We start from the raw sequence: 20445 nt of genomic DNA, 5'->3' as shown, positions 1-20445 counted from the left end.
ATGTTTTTTGTTGCACATTTTTATCTAAATGGAATGATATTGCGAAACTTTTTGATAGGCACTTGCTATTTTTTCAAATGGTGTTTCCTCAAAAATAGTGAACAGTCCGGGCTTATGTTTATTCAAAAATTGAATGGTTTCTTTAAGAGGTACCTGCCCTTCGCCAATGGCTACCGGAAATATCTTCTGATTTCTTATAATGAAATCTTTCAAATGAAAAGCAACGATTTTTTCACCAAAACACTCAAACGCTTCTTCTACTATTTCCAAATACGTTTTATCTATATCTACTCGAATTAAGTTGGTAGGATCCAAAATAATGCCTAAATTAGTTGAAGCAACCTCGTCAATCAATCGTTGCATTTTTTCAATTGTATGAATTGGATGATTGATTCCTGGTTAAATCCCAACAATTATCCCATACTTTTCAGCTTCTCGACATAATCTTCTAACAGAAAATAAAACTTCTTCGTAGGCTTCTTCTGTATAATTATCTTCAGTGTAATAAATCGTTTCATATATACTGCCTGTTTCAGTTGCAACGATTTTTGCCCCAAACATTGAAGCGTAACGAATGTATGTTTCAAATTGATGAAGTCGTTTTTCTCGCTCTTCTAAATCTGGATGAATCAGATTAATATAACAACTTAGGACACTAATCGTAATCTTTTCATCTTCGAAAATATTCTTCAATTGGCTTCCTAGTCCTGGAGATAGAACAGCAGCACTTGCATATTCTGGATAAGAAATACCTAAGGCAAATTGAATTGAAGTTATGTTCGTTTCAGCAATTTTTTTAGCCAATTCCACAGGAGATATTTTGGTGCCAACATCATGGGCACGTACTGCAAGTGTCAACATTTTATTCAAGCCTCACTTTCTTGATAGATTCTTCGTAATGATCAAAATGAATGATCTGATTATTCTTATGTTGCACCAAAAATTCTTTCGGTGTCATATTAAACTCTTTTTTAAAAGATTTCAAAAAGTGTGGATATGATTTAAATCCACATTTCAGGTAAACATCACTAGCACTGCGATATTCTTTTAATAACTGTTTAGCGTAAAGTAGTTTCTTTTTCAGCACAAATTGATGGAAAGTAAATCCTGTATGTTTCTTAAATTCCCGCGTTACATAATACTTAGTCACAAAAAAATTTTTTTCCATCTGTTCTAAGGTTAATGGTTGATCCAAATTTTGAGAAATGTAGGTAATCATTGCTTCAATTCGTTCATTTTCAATCATTTGTTTTGGTTGGCTCTCATTCTCTTCTTTCAGAACTAATTGATTTAAGTAAATTAAAAAGTCTAACAGTTGTTGTTCATAACGAACATCCGCACCATATTCTTCTGGCAAAGGAGAATGATCTAACGGGGTCAAGTAGTTTGCTAATTTTGCTACATCCACTTTGATAACTTTACTACGACGCTGACCAAAATGTTGAAAACAAGCAGACAAGTTTGTCCGTTTACTAGATCGTTGTTGTAAAAAATCAGGTGTTAAAAAAATATACATCCGTTCAAAATCATCAGTACTCTGCTTAATAATTCGATGTAAATCATGATAATGAATGAGTAAAACGGTCCCTGCTTCAACATCAAATTGATGTCCATCTAAAAAGAACGTTGCTACCCCTTTTAACGTACAATGGACTTCATAAAAATCGTGGTAATGATAGATGGTTTTTTCTGGACTAACCATATCTTTTACATGAAAGATCTCATATTGATCTGAAATCATACTATTTACTTGTGATTTCCGGATTTCTTTTACACTCTTCAACAAGATTCACCTCTTTTTTTAGAAGTTAACTATTTTTTGAATAAACAGTTACAGCTAATGTTGGTACAATTTATTTCTTTCTGGAACAGCCGTTACCACAAAGGCTTTCTTTGTAAGTTCTAGAACAATCCCTTGAAATCAACTCTACTCAAGTAAGTTGTTTTGTGTACAATTATACGATTCACTATAACAAACTGTTCTATTTTAAATTATAGTTCAAAAACTTTTTTTAATTCAGCCGTCACCGGCGAGCAATCAGGATTTGTTTCCATAATATCTTCCATATAGTTCCACCATTTTTGATTGATTGGTGTCAGTGCTATTTGCTCCCAGCGAGCTTCATCTTCTATTTCTAAATAACCAAAAAGTGTACTGGTTTCAGGATTTAAAAAAATTTGATACTTAATTACCCCATGTTCTTTCAGCATTTGACGCATTTCTGGCCATAACTTCTCATGACGTCGTTGATATTCGGCATGTTGATCAGGATATACTTGCATACAAAAGGCTTTTTTTATCATAGCTTTCTCCGTTTTGATACTTTCTCTTCCAAATAGCCAACTTTCGGTGTCACACCAAACGCTTCTGCTAAGCGCCATAAATCTGCATCTGAAATTGTTTGGCGAACGCCTCCTTGCGCACAAACATAAGTGTACACTTCAGCGGCTTTTTCAGCAGTTTCAATTAAACCAAATACTTCATCCATATCACGGCCAGTACCATAAATACCATGTTGCGGCCATAAAACCAAACGAGATTCTTTCATTTTTTCAGCCGTTGCTACACCAATTTCATTCGTTCCAGGAACCAACCATGGAATAATACCAACACCGTCTGGAAATACTACTAAACATTCGGTACACATTTGCCATAATGTTCTAGTAAAGACTTTTTCATCTAATTCGTGGGTAAAACTCATTGCTAATAAATGACTCGCATGATTATGCATGACAATGCGATTTTCTGGATCAACAGCTAAACGAGCAATATGGCTCATAAAATGGCTAGGTAATTCACTCGTTGGCACAGCTTCATCTTCTAAGCCCCACAATAGTTCTAATTCCTGGCCATTTTCACTAACTCGTAAAATCCCTAAGTTTTCGCTTGGTGCATCACAGACATTTTTAAAATATTTTCCTGAGCCTGTCACGATAAAATATTTTCCTGCTAATTTCGTTGCATCAAATTTCATTGGAATCTTTCGGAGCACTTGTGTTGGATTTAGAAAAGGTAAAATCTCCTCCTCTTTTAATAAATACGAAATATTTCCGCCATTTCGTTCATCCCAACCTAAACGATATAAATTTTTGGTCGTTTTGACCATTTCTTCCACAAATGGTGCTTGTAACACGTTCATTTTTTTCATTTTAGAAGTTCCTCTCGTTTGTTAATTTTATGAAAAACGACAACTATCTTTACCTGTTGGCAATTGACGAGTTGGTAAAATCACTTTTTCGTATTCTTGAACATCCGTTAACCAATCTAAGCCGATAGGTACGTGATTTTCTTGACAGTAGTAGTTCCAGATATCGGCAAATGGAAAGTCTTTTAACTCTTCCGTTAAGGCTAAACGTGTGGTAAAATCTCCCATCAATTCAGTTTCTTTTAAGACGTTTGTTGGCTCAAGCATCGCTTTCATTAACGCTTTTTGTGTATTGCGGGTGCCAATCACCCAAGCGGCAACACGATTGATTGTGGCATCAAAGAAATCTAAGCCCACGTGTGTTTTTCCTAATAAATCATTGCGAACTAACTCCTTGGCAATTTCTTGCAATTCATCATCCATAATGACAACGTGGTCACTATCCCAGCGAACTGGACGACTGACATGTAATAGCATTCCTTCGCCAAATAAGGATAATGAAGATAACTTATTAGAAATCACTTCTGTTGGATGAAAATGACCAGCATCTAAACAAATTAATTTATTCCGCGTTAAACCGTAGCCCATATAAAATTCATGAGACCCAACTGTATAGGCTTCTGAACCAATCCCAAAGAGCTTGCTTTCCACCGCATCGACTGTATAAGCTGGATCAATTTCCTCTGAAAAAATTTCATCTAGCGAAGCCATTAGCCGCTTTCTCGGCGTTAAACGATCAACTGGGTTATCTTTAAAGCCATCTGGCACCCAAAAGTTATTGACAGCTACTTGTCCTAATTCTCTTCCAAAATATTCAGCAATTCTTCGTGAACGTTTCCCATGCTCAATCCAAAAGTCTCGAACTTGCGGATTCGGATGAGCTAAAGTAAAGCCATCGCGGTACATTGGATGCGAGAAAAAGGTTGGATTAAAGTCCAATCCTAAGCCATTTTCTTTTGCCCAAGTCACCCATGGTTCAAAATGCTTTGGTTCCAGTTCGTTTAAATCTACCCTTTCCTCTGTGTCTAAATAAATAGCATGCAAATTCAATTTGTGTTTTCCTGGAATTAAAGAAAACGCTTTTTCTAAATCTTGACGTAGTTGCTGGGGACTTCGAGCAACGCCTGGATAATTCCCTGTAACTGAAATACCGCCAGAAAGTTCATCCTCACTTAAGAAGCCTCTCACATCATCTCCTTGCCACACATGCATTGAAATTTTGACATCAGCCATTTTTTCCAATACAGCTTCGGTATCTACGCCAATACTGGCATATTTTTCTTTCGCTTCTTCATATTTTTGTGTAATGGTTGTCATAATGAGCTCCTTTTCATAAATGCTTGATAGCGATTTTTTATTGTTGAATCAATTGGATTTGCTTGATAGATTTCCGTGGGAAAAGATGTTTGGATACAAGTACGAGCTGCTGGAATATCTTTAAGTTCACCTGTTGCAATCATCTGCATCAAAAGATTACCTAAAGCAGTTGCTTCCCCAGGTCCCGCTTTCACTGTAACATTAGCAACATCAGCAGTTAGCTGGTTCAATAAACGATTATTGGAACCACCACCGACAACATGTAAAGTTGTAATTTTCCGTTCGATTCCTGTTAATTGAGCTAATTTTTCTAGTTCTACGCTGTAACACAATGCTAAATTATCATAAATACAACGAGCGAGTTCACCAGGGCTTTCAGGAACTGTTTGTTGTGTTTCACGGCAATAGGCTTGTAATTCAGTAATCATATTTCCCGGATTTAAAAAACGAGGATCATTTACATCAATAAATTGTTGAAATGCTGGTTCTTTTTCAGCTAAGGCGGCCAATTCAGCATAGCTATATTGGTAGTTTTGGTACCGTGCCACTTCTTGAATTAGCCACATACCCATAATATTTTTTAAGAAACGAATTGTGTTCTGGGCGCCCCATTCATTCGTGTAATTTTCTTGGAAAGCTTCAGCAGAAATTGTTGTAACAGTCGTTTCAATGCCTAATAAAGACCAAGTACCACTGCTAATGTACGCCCAGTCATCGCCAATGCCTGGCGTACCTAAAATTGCTGAAGCTGTATCATGACTAGCTATCGTAATCAACGTTGCATTTGGTAAATCATAGTCTGGAAAAGCCGCTGTTTGCAGGTCGCCTAAAATCGTGCCCGGCTCTACTAATGTTGGAAATAGTGTTTCATCAATTCCTAGGAAATCCAGTAATTCACTTTCCCATTGTTTCGTTCCAGCATTCAACAGTTGCGTGGTGGAAGCGTTGGTTGCTTCGATGACTGCTTTTCCAGTAAAGACATAACCTAAGTAATCAGGGATTAACAACAATTGACTGGCTGCAGCCAAACGTTCCTTTTCCTCTACAAATAACTGAAAAATGGTATTAAAAGGTTGAACTTGAATCCCCGTTTGTTGGTACAATTTTTCTAATGAATAGCCTTTTGAAAAATTTGTTACAGCTGCTTCTGTCCGTCCATCTCGATAAGCAATCGGTTCGTCCAAAAGTTGTCCAGATTGATCCAGCAGACAATAGTCAACACCCCAAGTATCAATTCCAATAAAACATTCCTTGATACCTAATTGTTTAACTTTTTGCAGACCAAGCAGTAACTCATGAACTAAACTAGCCATATCCCAACGCTGATACCCATCTTTTTGATGAAAACCATTTTTAAAACGATGAATTTCTTCTATTGTTATCTGACCATTCGCTAAGCGTTGACTTTTCATTATGCGACCGCTAGAAGCGCCAATATCAACCGCTAAATAGGTTCGTTTCTCAACTTGTTCTTTTTTCACTTTGTTGATAGTTGTCAATCCTTTCACTATTTTTATTTTTTGTACGTTAGACTAACTTTATGTATTCATCATAAACAAAAAATAGCGCTTTCACCTCTCACAATTTTGAGATATAATTGTACTATCTTGGTAATTAGGAGGTTCTTATGGATTATTGGGAAAAAGCCGACTACTCTTGGTCAGACGATTCTAAGAGACATATTTTGACACCTAGCAGCAAAAGTCGCACACTTTTTTATTACATACAGGAAATTGGACAGTTTAAAGCCTCGCGCCCTTATTATACGGAGCGGGCACATTTACCATCATACTTAATTAAATTCACGCTAAATGGTACTGGGGAATTACGCTATCGTTATCATACATACAGCTTACAGAGAGGTGATTTATTCTTTATTGACTGTCGGGATTATCAATACTATCAAGCAACCAGCGAAGAGCCTTGGGAAATGGACTGGATTCATTTTGAAGGAGGAAATTCTGGTGCTTTTTTCCAAGAATTTATGAAAAATGGTTCACCAGTTTTCTCCACTAATCAGCTTCCAGAAGATAATCCTATTCATTTAATCATTCAGCAGCTATTACAATTACAAGATTTACAACATGCGCAAACTGATTACCAATCTTCCGTTTTAATTCATCAATTACTGAACGAATTATTGTTGCAAAAGTATCGTCAAGACTTTACCTACGAAACGATTCCATCATTGGTTTTGGAAATGAAAGCTTACATTGATCAACATTTCAAAGAAACAATTTCTTTAGAAGACTTGGCTCAACTCTTTCATTTAAATAAATATCAATTGAACAAAGAGTTCTCCAAATACATTGGATTACCGCCAATTAAATATCAAATTAGTAAAAAAATTTCTTATTCAAAAGATTTACTACGCTATTCTAATCAAACAGTGAAAGAAATTGCTGTAGATGTTGGTTTAGAAAACTATGCCTACTTTAGTCGATTATTTAAAAAGCGAACTGGATTAACTCCTAGTCAATACCGTAAAAGTGGCTTCTAAAAAATCTCTCTATGACACATAATGTCATAGAGAGATTTTTTATTTCTATGCCTCCTAAACTCAATATTTTATAGTAAATTACCAAATCTAGTTGATTGAACAACTTATATTTCGCTCAATTGGGGTTGTTAGACAATTTGTATTGAATTAAGAAATTAGATTTGGTAACCACATGACAAGTTCAGGTACATATGTGATTAAAAGTAAGATTGCTAAGATTACCAGATAAAATGGAACTAGTGGTTTCAGCATTTGCTCAGCTTTAACACCCCCAACACTAGCACCAACATATAATCCCGTTCCAACAGGTGGTGTAATTGAACCAACACACAAGTTCATAATCGCAAATAAACCAAAATGAACTGGATCCACCCCAACATTCATAACAATTGGTAAAAAGATTGGCGTAAAAATCAAAATAGCTGGACCAACATCCATAAACATTCCCACAAACAATAGGACAACGTTTACTAATAGTAGAATTAAGTATTTATTGTCTGTGATTCCTAAAATAGCTGTACTGATTGCTTCTGGTATCCCTGTAAAAGCCATCGCAAAAGACATCATTGAAGAAGTTGCCAACAAGAACATAATGGTTCCACTCATCAAGACAGCCTCTTTTAACATTTTAGGTAAATCGTTTATTTTCACTGTTTTGTAGTAAAACATTGAAATCAATAATGAGTATGCAACAGCAATTGCTGATGCTTCAATCGCTGTAAATAACCCCGTCAAAATACCGCCAATAATAATGACAATTAACAATACACTGGGAACCGCTTCTCGCAGAACCTTGCTGACTTCTCCTTTTTTTGCTTTTGCCACAGTAGGATAATTATGACGTTTTGCAATAACATAGGCTACCACCATAATTCCTAACGCCCACAAAGAACCTACCAAATAACCTCCTAAAAATAAAGAAGAAATAGAGGCCCCACCAGCCACCAATGAATACATAATAAACGCTGTACTTGGTGGAATAACCATTCCTGTAGGAGCAGAGGCAATATTTACAGCCGTTGCAAATTTCCGATCATAGCCCTCATTTACTTGTTGCGGAATTAGCACGCCACCAATAGCAGTAGATGCTGCAATTGCAGAGCTAGAAATCGAACCAAATAATGCGTTCCCTAACACATTAGTATGTGCTAGCGCGCCGGGAACACGACCAACAAATAACATAGAAAAATTTACCAACTTTTGGGCAATTCCCCCATTATTCATAATCACACCAGAAAAAATAAAAAACGGAATTGCTACGAGAGAGAAACTATTTAAACTAGAGACCATTTTTTGAGCTGAGGTAAATGCAGCTGCTTCAAAAGGAATTACTAATAACAATGTTGCAATTGAAGATGCCGCAATGCTCATACCAATTGGCATACCAACTACCAATAAGACTGCAAAAACTACAAATAAGATAATGCCTGCTTCTAAAGCCATATTTTTACTCCTATTCTTTTTCTTCTATAAACGCATTAAGAATCTTTTGATTGCGTGAATAACTCTAGCAAATTCATCAAACTATAAATAAACATCAAAACACCTGCCACTGGAACGGCTAAATAGACATAACCCATAGGAATTGCCAAAGATGGTGAAATTTGTCCTAACGTAATTACTACACCATTCCAACCGCCAAATATCATAATCACTCCTGCAAAAAGTAGGAACAACAATTGAACAATAAATTCTAAAAAGCGTTTTTGTTTCCCTTGTAATTTTTCACTTAACAAAGTTACTGCTAAATGTCCCTTTTTTCCAACCACATAAGCAGAAGCTAACATCGCCAGCCAGACCAATGCAAAGCGAACAAATTCTTCTGTTAAGGTACTAGGATTTTTTAACACTGTCCGGGCAAACACTTGGTACAAAACGACCAAAACCATTGCAGCAAGAATGATTGATCCAAGTATTTCTAAAAGTCGATTTAAAAATTTTCTAAAACCTTTCATAATTACCTCCTTAATTAGTCCGCCAACTGGCGAATAGCCTGATACAGTTCGCCATGTTCTGAGCTATTTTTGAATGATTCATGCAACGGTTGAACAAGTTTTTGGAATGGTTCACTGTCTACTTGATTGAACACAACACCATATTCTGCTTGTGCTTTTTTCTTTTCTTCTTCAACCGCTTCTTTAAAGACCGTTTTTTCAAAAGCGGTCGATTCTTTTGCTGCTTCTTCAATCGCTTGTTCTTGTTTCGCTGTCAAACGTTCTTTTGTCCCCTCGTTCATAATCACAATATCTGGCACTCGAGTATGCTCATCATAAGAATAATACTTAGCCACACCACCATGACCAGCTGTATATAAAACGAACTCATTATTCTCTGCACCGTTGATTAGATTAGATTGTAGAGAAGTATATACTTCCGAACTACCCATAGGTACTGGCGAACCCCCTAAAAGTTCTACCATTTTGATGGCGGTTTCACTTTGCATGACCCGAATTTTTTTACCTTTCAAATCATCTGGAGATGTAACAGGCCCTTTGCTCATATAAAAACTTCGTTGACCAGAGTCATAATAAGTTAAACCAACAAATCCTAATTTTTTTGTAGAATCATACACTGGTTGCATTAGCGCTTGATTATCCATTACTTTAAAAAAATGTTTTTCATTATCAAAAATATACGGAATGGCAAATACAGAATAATCTTTAGAAAAACTTTCTAATGCTGATCCACTGACCTTTGCAAAATCAATTGCACCTGTTTGTGTTAATTCAATTAGTTCTGTTTCTCCTCCTAATTGACCATCTGGAAAGTATTCAATTTGAACTTTACCATCTGTTTTTTCCTCTACCAATTCACCGAATTTCTTCATAGAATCGATAACTGGTTGGCTATTACTAGCATACGCATAGCGCAAGACTACCGTATCACTTGCCGAAGCTTCTGTTTTGCCGCAACCACTTAGCAACTGTAATCCTGCCAATACCATAACTGCTGTAAATAAAACCTTTCTTTTTTTCATGAACTTTTCTCCTTACTTTTCTAGCAATAAGAAACAAGCAATTCAGTCAAACATAGGATTGTTAATGATTGACCATAAGGCATCGCTGTCATTCCAATTGTGCGATAAAAATCTAAATTATCACCCATTCCTGTACCAACTGACACATGTTGTACTTCTCCCGTTTCATCAATCTCATTTAGTAAGCCAGCAATTGCTTTGTTTGCCACTTCTTCATATTCAGAAGAAATATATTTTTTATGAACCGCTTTTAAAATCCCATAAGCGAATCCCGCTGTAGCAGAAGATTCTAAATACGAATTTGAATCATTAATTAATGTATGCCATAAACCAGATTCATCTTGGTATTTCGCTAAAGCTGCCACTTGCGCATTGAGGGTACTTAATAAAAATTCCCGTAAACTATCTCCTTTTGGCAACTCTAAGATTTCAATAATTTCTGGAATAGCAATCGTAATCCAGCAGTTCCCTCTTGCCCACAGTGCTTCCGCATAGTTATGATTTCCCTCAAAAGTCCAACCGTGATACCATAGACCACTTTTTTTATCTTGTAAATATTTAATATGGATTAAAAATTGATGCTTTGCTTCTTCCAAATAATCGAGTCGATTCAACAACTTACCAATTTTTGCCAAAGGTAAGACAGTCATCATTAACGTATCATCCCATAATTGATTTTTATTTTCTGGTCCATATGTCGCATGTTGCAAGCCCCCTTCATTCGTTCGGGGCATTTCTTCCATCACCCATTCCGCCCATTGCTCTAAGTAAGGTATATATTTAGAGTCTTTAGTGTCTTCATATAGATAAGCCATTGTTAAAAGCGGAGCCATCGTATTCACATTCTTAGGCGGCGCGCCTTCTTGCATCCGACCTTCAAACCAGTCGTTAACTACTTGTAAAGCTTTTTCACTTTTAGTATTTCGATAATTCTTATATATACCATACAACCCAACGCCTTGCGGCCAGTTCCAAATCGTCCAACTTTTGTCATCAACTTTTAAACCATCAAAATCTAACAGAAATTCACCTGTGTTATCTTTAATCGTTGTTAAATTTCTAATTAATAAGTCAATCGTTGTTTCTACTGTATCTTTTGGTATGAATTGTTCCTGTTTAATAATCATCGGCAATCAAAACTCCTTTTCCATCCCACCAGCGCAAATGAAACGCTTTCATTTTTTTGTAATTTTAGTTTAGCAAGGAATGTTAGCAAATTATATAGTTAATCTTGACGAATTACTGTCAAAAATTGACTTTTTTTAAAAATTAGATACGGTTTTTACCAATTCAATCAATGAGTAAATAACAAAAAACGGACATCCTTTTTAGGTATGTCCGCTTTTTGTTACTTATTTATGGTTGTTTTCCAATATAAGCTAAAATTCCACCATCGACATATAAGATATGTCCGTTAACAAAGTCAGAAGCGTTAGATGCTAAGAAAACTGCTGGGCCAGCTAAGTCTGCTGGTGTGCCCCAACGATTAGCAGGTGTTCGTCCCAAGATGAATTCGTTAAATGGATGCCCTGGTTCTCTTAATGGCGCCGTCTGTGGCGTTTCAATGTAGCCAGGTCCAATCCCATTACATTGAATATTATATTGTCCATATTCAGAAGCAATATTTTTCGTTAACATTTTTAGTCCGCCTTTTGCTGCCGCGTACGCACTAACTGTTTCACGACCTAGTTCACTCATCATTGAACAGATATTGATAATTTTGCCATGACCCTTTTCAATCATATCTGGAATAACCGCTTTTGCCATAATAAATGGCGCATTCAAGTCAACATCAATCACTTGACGGAACTCTTCTGCTGACATCTCCACCATTGGAATTCGTTTAATAATTCCCGCATTATTGACTAAAATATCAATAGAGCCGACTTCTTCTTTAATCTGAGCAACCATCGCTTGAACTTGCTCTTCATCAGTGACATCACACACATAACCACGTGCTTCAATCCCTGCAGCCCGATAATTTTCCAAACCTTGTTCAACTGATTCAGGAGATAAGTTATTAAAAACAATTGTTGCTCCTGCTTCAGCTAGGGATTTCGCAATCTCAAAGCCAATCCCATAAACAGCACCTGTAATTAACGCTACTTTTCCATCTAATTGAAAATCATTCATTTTAAATTCCATGTTTTCTCCTCTTTCTTTGGTTTATTTTAATTGATCCATTGCAACCATATCCATGTCTGTGTACGTAATATTTTCTCCGCACATGGCCCAAATAAAGGAATAATTACTTGTACCAACCCCAGAATGAATTGACCAGCTTGGTGAAATGGCTGCTTGTTCATTACTCATTACTAAATGTTTCGTTTCGTCTGGTTTACCCATCATGTGGAAAATCCGCGTATCTTCTTCCATATCAAAATAAACATACGCTTCCATACGACGTTCATGTGTATGACAAGGCATTGTATTCCAAGCGCTACCTGGTTCTAAAATGGTGTAGCCCATTTGTAACTGGCAACTTTCACAAACGTTCGGATGAATGTATTGGTAAATTTTACGTTGGTTCAATGTTAATGGATCACCCGTTTCCATTGGGGTAATTTCATCAATACTAATTTTTACGTTGGGATATTTATGATGTGCTGGCACACAACTAATGTAAAATTTCGCTGGATCATCAGGGTTTTCTGAAGAAAAACGAACATGTTTTGTTTCTTTCCCAATATAATAGCCATCTTGTTTTTTCATTGTTTCTTTGGCGCCATCAATTTCAATAAAGCCTGGTCCCCCAATATTAATAACCCCTAGTTCACGGCGTTCTAAGAAATAGTCAACCCCTAATTCTTTGTCCAAAATAATTTCTAATTCTTCTGTGGTCGGTGTCACACCACCAAAAATCATCCGATCATTATGTGTGTAGGTTAAGCTGATTGCACCTGGAATAAAAACTTTCTCTACTAAAAATTCATCTCTCAATTGTTCTGTTGAATAGTGACGGATATCCGCCGGACTATGTGTATAACGTGTTTCCATATTTTGCATAACTAAAATCTCCTATCTATTTATTTTTCCTGAGCCCGTTGCCAAAAAAGCAAGGACTTCTTTTTGACTAAATTGATTACAATCACCATGGACAGTATGTTTTAACGCACTAGCCGCTGTCGCAAAATCAATGCAGGTTTGTGGATCATAGGCAGCTAATATGCCATGTAAAACCCCACCAGCAAACGCATCACCGGCACCGACACGGTCAACAATCGGTTGTAATCGATGACATTTGGACGTATAATACGCACCTTTGTACCATAGCGTTCCGATTAATTCATTATCTGTCGCTGAATGAACTTGACGTTTGGTTGAATAAAATACTTGAATGTTGGGATAACGTTCTTGCATTTTTCGGTAGTACCACGTTAATGCGTCTTCAAGTTCTTCCTCTGGTTCTGGAATCTCCAATAAATAACGAGCATCTAATACCCCAGCTGAACAAATATCAACAAATGGAAGAATGGCCTTCAATGCCACGCTCGCTTCTTTCTGGGACCAAAGTTTCCCTCGATAATTAATGTCAAAACTTACTTGGCACCCTGCTTGCTTCGCTGCTTTAACTAGCGCAACCGTCATACTTTGCCACGTTTTTGATAACGCCGCTGTAATCCCTGAAATATGAAAGATCTCTACTCCTGAAAACAGCTCATGTAAGTCCCATTCCATTTCTTCGATTTGAGCAAAGCTTGAATAGGCGCGATCATAGACAACACTGGCTGCTCGTTCTCCTGTACCAGTTTCCAAGTAATATGTTCCTAGGCGTGTTCCGCCAGTTCGTACAAATTCCGTTGAAACCCCATAACGACTTAAATGCTTTTTGGCGGCTTCTCCTAATGAATTATCGGGCACTTTACTAGCAAAAGTCACTTGGTGGCCATAGTTCGCTAACGAAATCGCTACATTCGCTTCACCACCGCCGTAATGTACAGCGAAATTTTCTGTTTGTGCTACGCGTATTCCGACAAGCGTGGACAAACGCAACATGATTTCTCCCAATGTTACGACTTTCCCCATGTGCCTACACCCCTTTGATTGCTTGGAATTTTTCCATATAGGCTTGGGCAACCTCACGAACTTTTTCAAAATCCCCAGTTGCTGCTGGCGCTAACAGATTGCCACCAACACCGACGGCCGTCACACCTGCGTCAAACCACTCGGCCATATTTTCCAAACTGACACCACCCGTTGGCATAATATTTAACTGAGGCAATGGCGCTTTAAATGCCGAAATAACACTCGGTCCATAAACACTTCCCGGAAATAGTTTAATAATATCTGCTCCGCTTTTCAGTGCTTCTTTCATTTCTGTGATGGTCATACAGCCTGGCAAGTAAGGAACTTGATATAAATTGCAAATTTTAGCGGTTTCTTCATCGAAGCTTGGACTCACAATATATTCAGCCCCTGCTACAATAGCTAAACGAGCAGTCGTAGCATCCAAAACTGTCCCCGCACCAATGACTACGTCAGGATTCTCTTGGTATAACGCAACTAATTCCTGAATCACTTCTGTTGCTTGAGGAACAGTAAAGGTTAACTCAATCCCCCGCATACCGCCTGCTACAATGGCTTGACTAGCTTTTAGCGCTTCCTCTTTTGTCTTTCCGCGAACCACAGCAATCACGCCAGCATTTTCTAATTTTTGTAAAATTGATACTCGCTTCAACAGACTCCCTCATTTCTTATTTAGAAATATATATTTATTATAAAGAAATTCACAACTTCATTATACAGATAAAAAAAGAAAATGCAAACGTTTTTACAAAAATAAAAAAAGAAAGACAAACAAAAATCCCAATCGACTTTTGTTTGTCTTTCTTTTTCTACTATAATTTCGCTTCAATCGCTGCTTTTGTTGCCAAAAGGGCTTGATTAATCGTCGTTTTATTTTCCTCTGTCAAACGATATTTCGGCATGCTTACACTAAAAGCACCCGCAATTTCGCCATCTTTCATTAAAGATACTCCGCTACAGAAAATATCTTGTTCAATTTCTTCATCATCGTAAGCAACCCCCGTTTGTTGCACTTGTTTTAATTCTTTTTTCAAACGCAAGGGATTGGTAATCGTATTTTCGGTATAGGGAATTAATGTCTGCGTGTCTAAATATTGTTGCACTTGTTCTTCCGAAAATTCTGCTAAAACGGCTTTACCCATGGCCGAATTATACAACGGTCGAGTAATTCCCACTTTCGAGGACATGCGAATCGTTTGATTTTTCGGTTCTAATTTATTGATATACAGAATTTCATTATTATTTAAAATCCCTAAATGAATGGTTTCATCGACCGTATTTTGAAGGTTTTCTAAATAAGGTACCGCAATTTCAGCTAAATCGATTTGCTCCACACTTTGATTCGCATAGCGAATCAATTTTGTTCCTAAGCGGTACGTCTTGTTCGTGTCTTTTTGAACATAGCCAATTAATGTTAAGGTTTCTAAAATTTTGATTGCCGTTGATGCCGTCATTTCGGTATTCTTTGCAATTTCCTGTAAGGTTTGATCGGGTTGTAAACTTAGACAGTCCATGATTTTAGCCGCTTTTAACAAGACTGTTCCGTAAGGTTTTGTTTCTTTCATCGAAACCCTCCTTTTCCATATAAGAAATTATATAGAAAAATAAAGAAATTGCAAGAAAAAAAGAACTCGAAGATTCATTCAGTAACGTTTTACTTTCACTTCAGGTCTTTCTCCCAGTCCTATTTCATTCTTATTTTCTTTTCTTTAACTCATCAGAAACATCTGCATCCTTAGGAATTAAAAGATACTCACTGACTTCTGTGGTTTCATTAAATACAACATATAATTTTTGTTCTTCATCGAAATCGCCCAAATCAATCGCTACGTAATTGGGACAAACTTCTGAGATACCATGAAACATTTGACTAAAGATTTTTTTCGTCATCCCCACATTACGATGCTGCTCTTCTGCTTTTTCCACCGCACTTTGTAACGTATATCCTTCATCTAAAAAACGCTTGATCCAATGCACTTTGACGACTGTATGTAACCGATATTTCCGTGGACCGTTTGCGTCTTTCGCAATGGAAGAAATATACCCTTTTTCTTCCCAATAACGAAGTTGACGTGGCGAAACTTCAGCAATTTCACTTAGTTCACTAATTCCTATCAACAAATTTTCTTCATTTAACAAACGCTGAATCATTTTTGACCACATTAGTTTAACTTCCTTTCCCTTATCCTTTCCTTAATTGTAGTTTTTTTTACACCTTTGTCAAGTAAGTTGACAAAGATTCTAATTAGTTGTAAAGTAGTTAATGCAATTTAATTTGAAACTTACAGAAAAAGGAGCGATATATGTGACTTCACAACAACCTGTGGATATTCACGGAAAACCTTATAACCGGTCGTTACTAGTCGGTGTTTTACTAATCGGAACATTTTGTACGATTTTAAACCAAACGCTTTTAACGACGGCCTTACCTACATTAATGAAAGAATTTGATATCTCAGCTTCAAGTGTACAGTGGCTAACCACTGGATTCCTACTTGTGAACGGCATTATGATTCCCATCAGTGCTTGGTTGATTAACAAATTCAGTTCAAAAAAATTATACATAACAGCGATGTCAACGTTCTTAATCGGAACCATCATCTGTTTTGTAGCGCAAGACTTCGGCATGTTATTGACTGGACGTCTTGTTCAAGCCGCAGGGGTCGGTGTATCTATGCCTCTTTTACAAACAATTATGCTTTCAATTTTCCCGCCTGAAAAACGTGGCGCTGCCATGGGCACAACGGGAATTGTTATCGGATTAGCACCCGCTTTAGGTCCAACATTATCTGGTTGGATTATTGATTCTTATACATGGCGTGACCTTTTTGGGATGGTCATTCCAATTGTCGTTTTAGTCCTAATTTTAGCTTCATTTTTAATGAAAAATGTCATTCAATTATCTAATCCAAGTATCGATGTCTTATCGGTCATTCTTTCTACTCTCGGCTTTGGTAGCTTACTTTACGGCTTCTCAAGCGTTGGTGATAAAGGTTGGGGTAGCCCACAAGTCTATGGATTCTTAATTGTTGGTGCGATTGTTTTATGTCTTTTTACATATCGACAATTGCATTTAGAACAACCTTTCTTAGAACTACGCGTTTTTAAATCAAAAGTCTTTACTGTTGCGGCCATTTTATCTGGCGTAACCAACATGGCAATGATTGGTGCCGAAATGGTTTTACCTTTGTATATCCAAAATATTCGTGGCGAATCTGCCTTCCATTCAGGGTTAATGCTTTTACCAGGAGCGTTAGTCATGGGACTTATGATGCCAGTAACGGGTCGCATTTTTGATAAAATTGGTGCCCGTCGTCTTGCGATTACCGGGATGTTTATTTTAACAGCTGCAACGTTACCGTTTGCTTTCTTAACAAAAGCAACACCTATTATTTATATCATTGTCCTATATGCGATTCGGATGTTTGGTATTTCGATGGTCATGATGCCTGTGACAACTTCTGGCATGAATGCTTTACCAATGAATTTATTAAGTCACGGAACTGCTGTAAACAACACCTTCCGACAAGTAGCCAGCTCAATTGGAACAGCTGTTTTGATTAGTGTTTTAACAAATGTTACCAAAGATGGCTTACCTGCATCGGACTTATTAAAAACAGCCCCACTCACTTATCGCGACCAAGCAACAAACGCAACACTAAACGGTTATCACGCAGCCTTCTTCGTGGCAACAATCTTTGGCGTTCTCGGCTTGGCGATTACTTTCTTCTTAAATAAAAAAGAAGCGATGCCTGTTAAGGAAGTAGGTGCAATGAAATAATGATTATTTTCCTTTTAATCCTTTGCGTGTTAGGCTTTGCCTATACGAATGTATTTGGCCGAAAAGTTTGGCATAAATGCTGTATGGTTATTTTTGGTTTAGGGTTCTTAGCTTCGTTAAGTCTTATCGTTTTAAACGATAAAGATCATTTTGGTATGACCGAAGTTACTCAGGACAAAACGTTTGAACTAAAAAGCAGTAGTTCAAGCAAAGATGGCCCCAACATGTTATTGTACCAGCCGTTGGGCGATGGTTCCGAAAAAGTTTATTTATATAACACACCAGATAAAAAGAAACTACAAAAAACAGGAACGGAAAACGTCACAAACACAGTTCAAAAAGATGCTCAAAAATCCACATTAGTCCAAAAAACGACGAAATGGTCCTATCAAGAGTCCTGGGCCAAAACACTATTTGGCCTTGCTGACAACGATAACCAATTTGCAAAACAAGAAAACACCTTCAACGTTGCTAGTGACTGGCTAGTTTTAAGTGCTGATCAAGCAAAAAAATTAGGCGAATATATGGAACAACATGCCGCTGATATCAAAAAAGAAGGGACTGAAACAGTTGGCAAAAAAATGATGGCTGCTATGATGGCGAATCCATCAATGTCCCAAGAAGAACAAGCGAAACTCACCGAACAATATACCAAAGAGTTTCAACAAGAATTGATTCAGAAAATTCTTAGTGACATGAAATAAAAAAGCGAGCTTGATAGGATCATCAAAAAAGATGTGACTACCAAGCTCTTCTTTTTAATTATAAATCGCTTTAATCGGATCCATCCTCGAGGCACCAATTGCTGGAATAATCCCGAAAAAGATACCTGTGAAGACAGAAACCAATGTTGAAATAGCAAAGATGGACGGCGTAATAATTGGCGTAATCGAAATATACCCACCGACCACAGTTGCCAATAAATAGCCGCAGCCGACACCAATCAAACCACCAATCAATGTGATAAACGCTGCTTCCATTAAAAATTGGAATAAAATGACTCGTGGTTTAGCACCAATGGCCCGACGAATCCCGATTTCTCGTTTCCGTTCCGTGACAGACACATACATGATGTTCATGACGCCAATTCCCCCGACTAATAGGGAGATTGCAGTAATTGCCATCAGAAACATTGTCATACCCGTGACCATTTCTTCCATTTGTTGTTGGAGTTGTTGGTCTTGGTCATTTTCTTTAAACGTTCCTTTCACTTCAGGATGATTTTCACTTAAAATAGTGATTGCCTGTCCTAAAATTGCTTCACGGTCCGCTCCCTCACGAACCTTAATATTGATGCCACTAATTGCTTTTGTTTTCGCTAATTTATTGTATGATTCTCGAGAAACAAAACTACTCATAGCAGTTGCCCAATCATCGTTCATACCCAAACTATCTAAATCTTTTGGTGCTAAAATACCAATCACCTTGTACATATAACCACCAATTGAAACAGCTTTTCCAATGAGTTGGCTAGGATCATCAAGCCGAATTTGCGCTTCAAAGATATCATGATTTAAGACAATCGCATCTGTATTTGCATCGCTCGGTTGAAAATCACGACCATATAAAATATCATTCTGCCCTTTAGTCGACGTAATGGATAAATTCGCTTGTGCCCCAAAATAATCCATTGGTACAAACAAATTGTCTCCGCCCCCCATCATTGATTCACCATATTGAGGATAAATACTTTCAATTCCTTGAATGTCTTGTAATTTTTTCAAGTCCACTCGGCTAAACGTATAATCTGGCTCTTCATAGGACATAAAATTGTCACTGCTACCATCCGACATTGTATAATGAATCTTCAAAACATCCGCGTTCACTGCACTGGATGCCTTCACAACTTGACGCTTCATCCCTTCACCTAGCGCAGAAATCGTTACGACTGATGTAATCCCAATAATAATCCCGACCATCGTTAAAAATACCCGCAACTTATGCGCCTTTAAGCTTAAAAAAGTACTAACAAATAAATTAGCAATCATCTAATCACCTCTTCTTCCAAAAAGCGACCATCTTTCATATGAATCACTCGTGAGGCATATTTTTTCATATCTTCATCATGTGTCACCATGACAATTGTTTTGCCCTGTTCATTCAATTCTTTCAATAATTCCATGATTTCTGTACCCGTTTCACTATCCAATGCCCCAGTCGGTTCATCAGCCATAATCAATAATGGATCATTCACCAAGGAACGAGCAATGGCTACTCTTTGTTGCTGTCCTCCAGAAAGTTCAGTAACTTTTGATTTGGCTTTTGTTTCCAACCCGACAATTTTTAGGTATTTTTCAGCAATCGCTTTTTTCTCAGCGCGGCTTTTTTTCCCTTCATAAACACAGGGCAATTGAACATTTTGACTAACATTTAAGGAATTAATCAAGAAAAATTGTTGAAAAATAAACCCTAGATATTCATTGCGAAAGGCTGATTTTTTATTTTCAGACAATTTTGAAACATCTGTTCCTGAGAAATGATAGCTTCCGTCTGTTAAGCGATCCAAGAAACCGATAATGTTCATCAGTGTTGTCTTACCGCTGCCGGACTTCCCCATGATTAAAATGAACTCTCCTTGATGGATGGTCAAGTTCAATTCTTTTAAAACATGTAGTTTTTCCTTACCTACTGGATAGAACTTGTTAATGTCCCGCAATTCAATGAGGGGTTGATTTGTATTGTTTGCTTCCACCATCAA

At 37.2% G+C, this 20445-nt stretch carries 20 protein-coding genes and 1 pseudogene; 3 read left to right on the top strand and 18 right to left on the bottom strand.

Going from position 1 to position 20445, the window contains the following annotated elements:
* Positions 1-24: 24 nt before the first annotated feature.
* The 6 genes and pseudogenes from IGJ90_RS01710 to rhaB all read right to left on the bottom strand — a co-directional run bounded on the left by IGJ90_RS01710 (position 25) and on the right by rhaB (position 5971).
* Positions 25-861, bottom strand: a pseudogene (locus IGJ90_RS01710) (sugar phosphate isomerase/epimerase family protein).
* Between the two features lies 1 nt (position 862).
* Positions 863-1741 carry an AraC family transcriptional regulator gene (locus IGJ90_RS01705; protein WP_002358417.1) on the bottom strand — a complete coding sequence of 293 codons (879 nt, stop codon included), beginning with the start codon at positions 1739-1741 and terminating at the stop codon, positions 863-865.
* A gap of 251 nt (positions 1742-1992) precedes the next feature.
* Complete coding sequence (gene rhaM, locus IGJ90_RS01700; RefSeq protein WP_002361185.1) at positions 1993-2304, bottom strand: L-rhamnose mutarotase; 312 nt, start codon at positions 2302-2304, stop codon at positions 1993-1995.
* Entirely contained in the window at positions 2301-3149 is an 849-nt protein-coding gene (rhaD, locus tag IGJ90_RS01695) for a rhamnulose-1-phosphate aldolase (protein WP_002363003.1), read from the bottom strand. Before rhaD ends, rhaM begins: the two co-directional genes overlap by 4 nt.
* A gap of 27 nt (positions 3150-3176) precedes the next feature.
* On the bottom strand, positions 3177-4463 hold the full coding sequence (gene rhaA / locus IGJ90_RS01690) for an L-rhamnose isomerase (RefSeq protein WP_002389636.1): 1287 nt from the start codon (positions 4461-4463) through the stop codon (positions 3177-3179).
* Positions 4460-5971, bottom strand: coding sequence for a rhamnulokinase (rhaB, locus tag IGJ90_RS01685; protein WP_002381192.1), 1512 nt, complete (start codon positions 5969-5971; stop codon positions 4460-4462). Before rhaB ends, rhaA begins: the two co-directional genes overlap by 4 nt.
* A 119-nt stretch (positions 5972-6090) precedes the next feature.
* On the opposite strand from rhaB, the gene IGJ90_RS01680 reads away from it, so the two are divergent.
* On the top strand, positions 6091-6963 hold the full coding sequence (locus IGJ90_RS01680; protein ID WP_002386087.1) for a helix-turn-helix domain-containing protein: 873 nt from the start codon (positions 6091-6093) through the stop codon (positions 6961-6963).
* 147 nt (positions 6964-7110) lie between these two features.
* Here the strand turns inward: IGJ90_RS01680 and IGJ90_RS01675 are convergent, their stop codons facing one another.
* The 10 genes from IGJ90_RS01675 to IGJ90_RS01630 form a co-directional block, all read right to left on the bottom strand.
* Positions 7111-8406, bottom strand: a complete 1296-nt coding sequence (locus IGJ90_RS01675; protein WP_002355306.1) for a TRAP transporter large permease — start codon at positions 8404-8406, stop codon at positions 7111-7113.
* Positions 8407-8441: 35 nt separating this feature from the next.
* Positions 8442-8918, bottom strand: coding sequence for a TRAP transporter small permease (locus IGJ90_RS01670; RefSeq protein ID WP_002355305.1), 477 nt, complete (start codon positions 8916-8918; stop codon positions 8442-8444).
* 14 nt (positions 8919-8932) lie between these two features.
* Complete coding sequence (locus IGJ90_RS01665; RefSeq protein ID WP_002355304.1) at positions 8933-9940, bottom strand: TRAP transporter substrate-binding protein; 1008 nt, start codon at positions 9938-9940, stop codon at positions 8933-8935.
* Positions 9941-9960: 20 nt separating this feature from the next.
* Positions 9961-11067 carry a beta-galactosidase BglB gene (gene bglB / locus IGJ90_RS01660; RefSeq protein WP_002385348.1) on the bottom strand — a complete coding sequence of 369 codons (1107 nt, stop codon included), beginning with the start codon at positions 11065-11067 and terminating at the stop codon, positions 9961-9963.
* Positions 11068-11296: 229 nt separating this feature from the next.
* Entirely contained in the window at positions 11297-12085 is a 789-nt protein-coding gene (locus tag IGJ90_RS01655) for a gluconate 5-dehydrogenase (RefSeq protein ID WP_002355302.1), read from the bottom strand.
* A gap of 21 nt (positions 12086-12106) precedes the next feature.
* On the bottom strand, positions 12107-12946 hold the full coding sequence (gene kduI, locus IGJ90_RS01650; RefSeq protein ID WP_010821372.1) for a 5-dehydro-4-deoxy-D-glucuronate isomerase: 840 nt from the start codon (positions 12944-12946) through the stop codon (positions 12107-12109).
* 12 nt (positions 12947-12958) lie between these two features.
* The gene (locus tag IGJ90_RS01645; protein WP_104845969.1) at positions 12959-13966 is read right to left on the bottom strand and encodes a sugar kinase; all 1008 of its coding nucleotides are present in this window, start codon (positions 13964-13966) and stop codon (positions 12959-12961) included.
* Between the two features lie 4 nt (positions 13967-13970).
* A complete protein-coding gene (locus tag IGJ90_RS01640) occupies positions 13971-14618 on the bottom strand; it encodes a bifunctional 4-hydroxy-2-oxoglutarate aldolase/2-dehydro-3-deoxy-phosphogluconate aldolase (RefSeq protein WP_002364953.1) in 648 nt (215 codons plus the stop codon).
* A gap of 160 nt (positions 14619-14778) precedes the next feature.
* Positions 14779-15531 (bottom strand): IclR family transcriptional regulator, encoded by a 753-nt coding sequence (locus IGJ90_RS01635; protein ID WP_002355294.1) that lies wholly within the window; start codon positions 15529-15531, stop codon positions 14779-14781.
* A gap of 130 nt (positions 15532-15661) precedes the next feature.
* Positions 15662-16129 carry a MerR family transcriptional regulator gene (locus IGJ90_RS01630; protein WP_002383688.1) on the bottom strand — a complete coding sequence of 156 codons (468 nt, stop codon included), beginning with the start codon at positions 16127-16129 and terminating at the stop codon, positions 15662-15664.
* Positions 16130-16229: 100 nt separating this feature from the next.
* On the opposite strand from IGJ90_RS01630, the gene IGJ90_RS01625 reads away from it, so the two are divergent.
* Both IGJ90_RS01625 and IGJ90_RS01620 read left to right on the top strand, forming a co-directional pair.
* Entirely contained in the window at positions 16230-17747 is a 1518-nt protein-coding gene (locus IGJ90_RS01625) for an MDR family MFS transporter (protein WP_002385351.1), read from the top strand.
* Positions 17747-18451 carry a DUF4811 domain-containing protein gene (locus IGJ90_RS01620; protein WP_002385352.1) on the top strand — a complete coding sequence of 235 codons (705 nt, stop codon included), beginning with the start codon at positions 17747-17749 and terminating at the stop codon, positions 18449-18451. Before IGJ90_RS01625 ends, IGJ90_RS01620 begins: the two co-directional genes overlap by 1 nt.
* Positions 18452-18505: 54 nt before the next feature.
* On the opposite strand, the gene IGJ90_RS01615 is transcribed toward IGJ90_RS01620, so the two are convergent.
* Together IGJ90_RS01615 and IGJ90_RS01610 are read right to left on the bottom strand one after the other, a co-directional pair.
* The gene (locus IGJ90_RS01615) at positions 18506-19735 is read right to left on the bottom strand and encodes an ABC transporter permease (RefSeq protein ID WP_002355288.1); all 1230 of its coding nucleotides are present in this window, start codon (positions 19733-19735) and stop codon (positions 18506-18508) included.
* The gene (locus IGJ90_RS01610) at positions 19732-20442 is read right to left on the bottom strand and encodes an ABC transporter ATP-binding protein (protein ID WP_002383683.1); all 711 of its coding nucleotides are present in this window, start codon (positions 20440-20442) and stop codon (positions 19732-19734) included. Before IGJ90_RS01610 ends, IGJ90_RS01615 begins: the two co-directional genes overlap by 4 nt.
* Positions 20443-20445: the final 3 nt, after the last annotated feature.

The sequence above is a fragment of the Enterococcus sp. AZ129 genome, from assembly GCF_051714505.1.
In the GTDB taxonomy this organism is placed as follows: domain Bacteria; phylum Bacillota; class Bacilli; order Lactobacillales; family Enterococcaceae; genus Enterococcus; species Enterococcus faecalis.
This window is presented reverse-complemented; position numbering and strand designations above follow the sequence as displayed.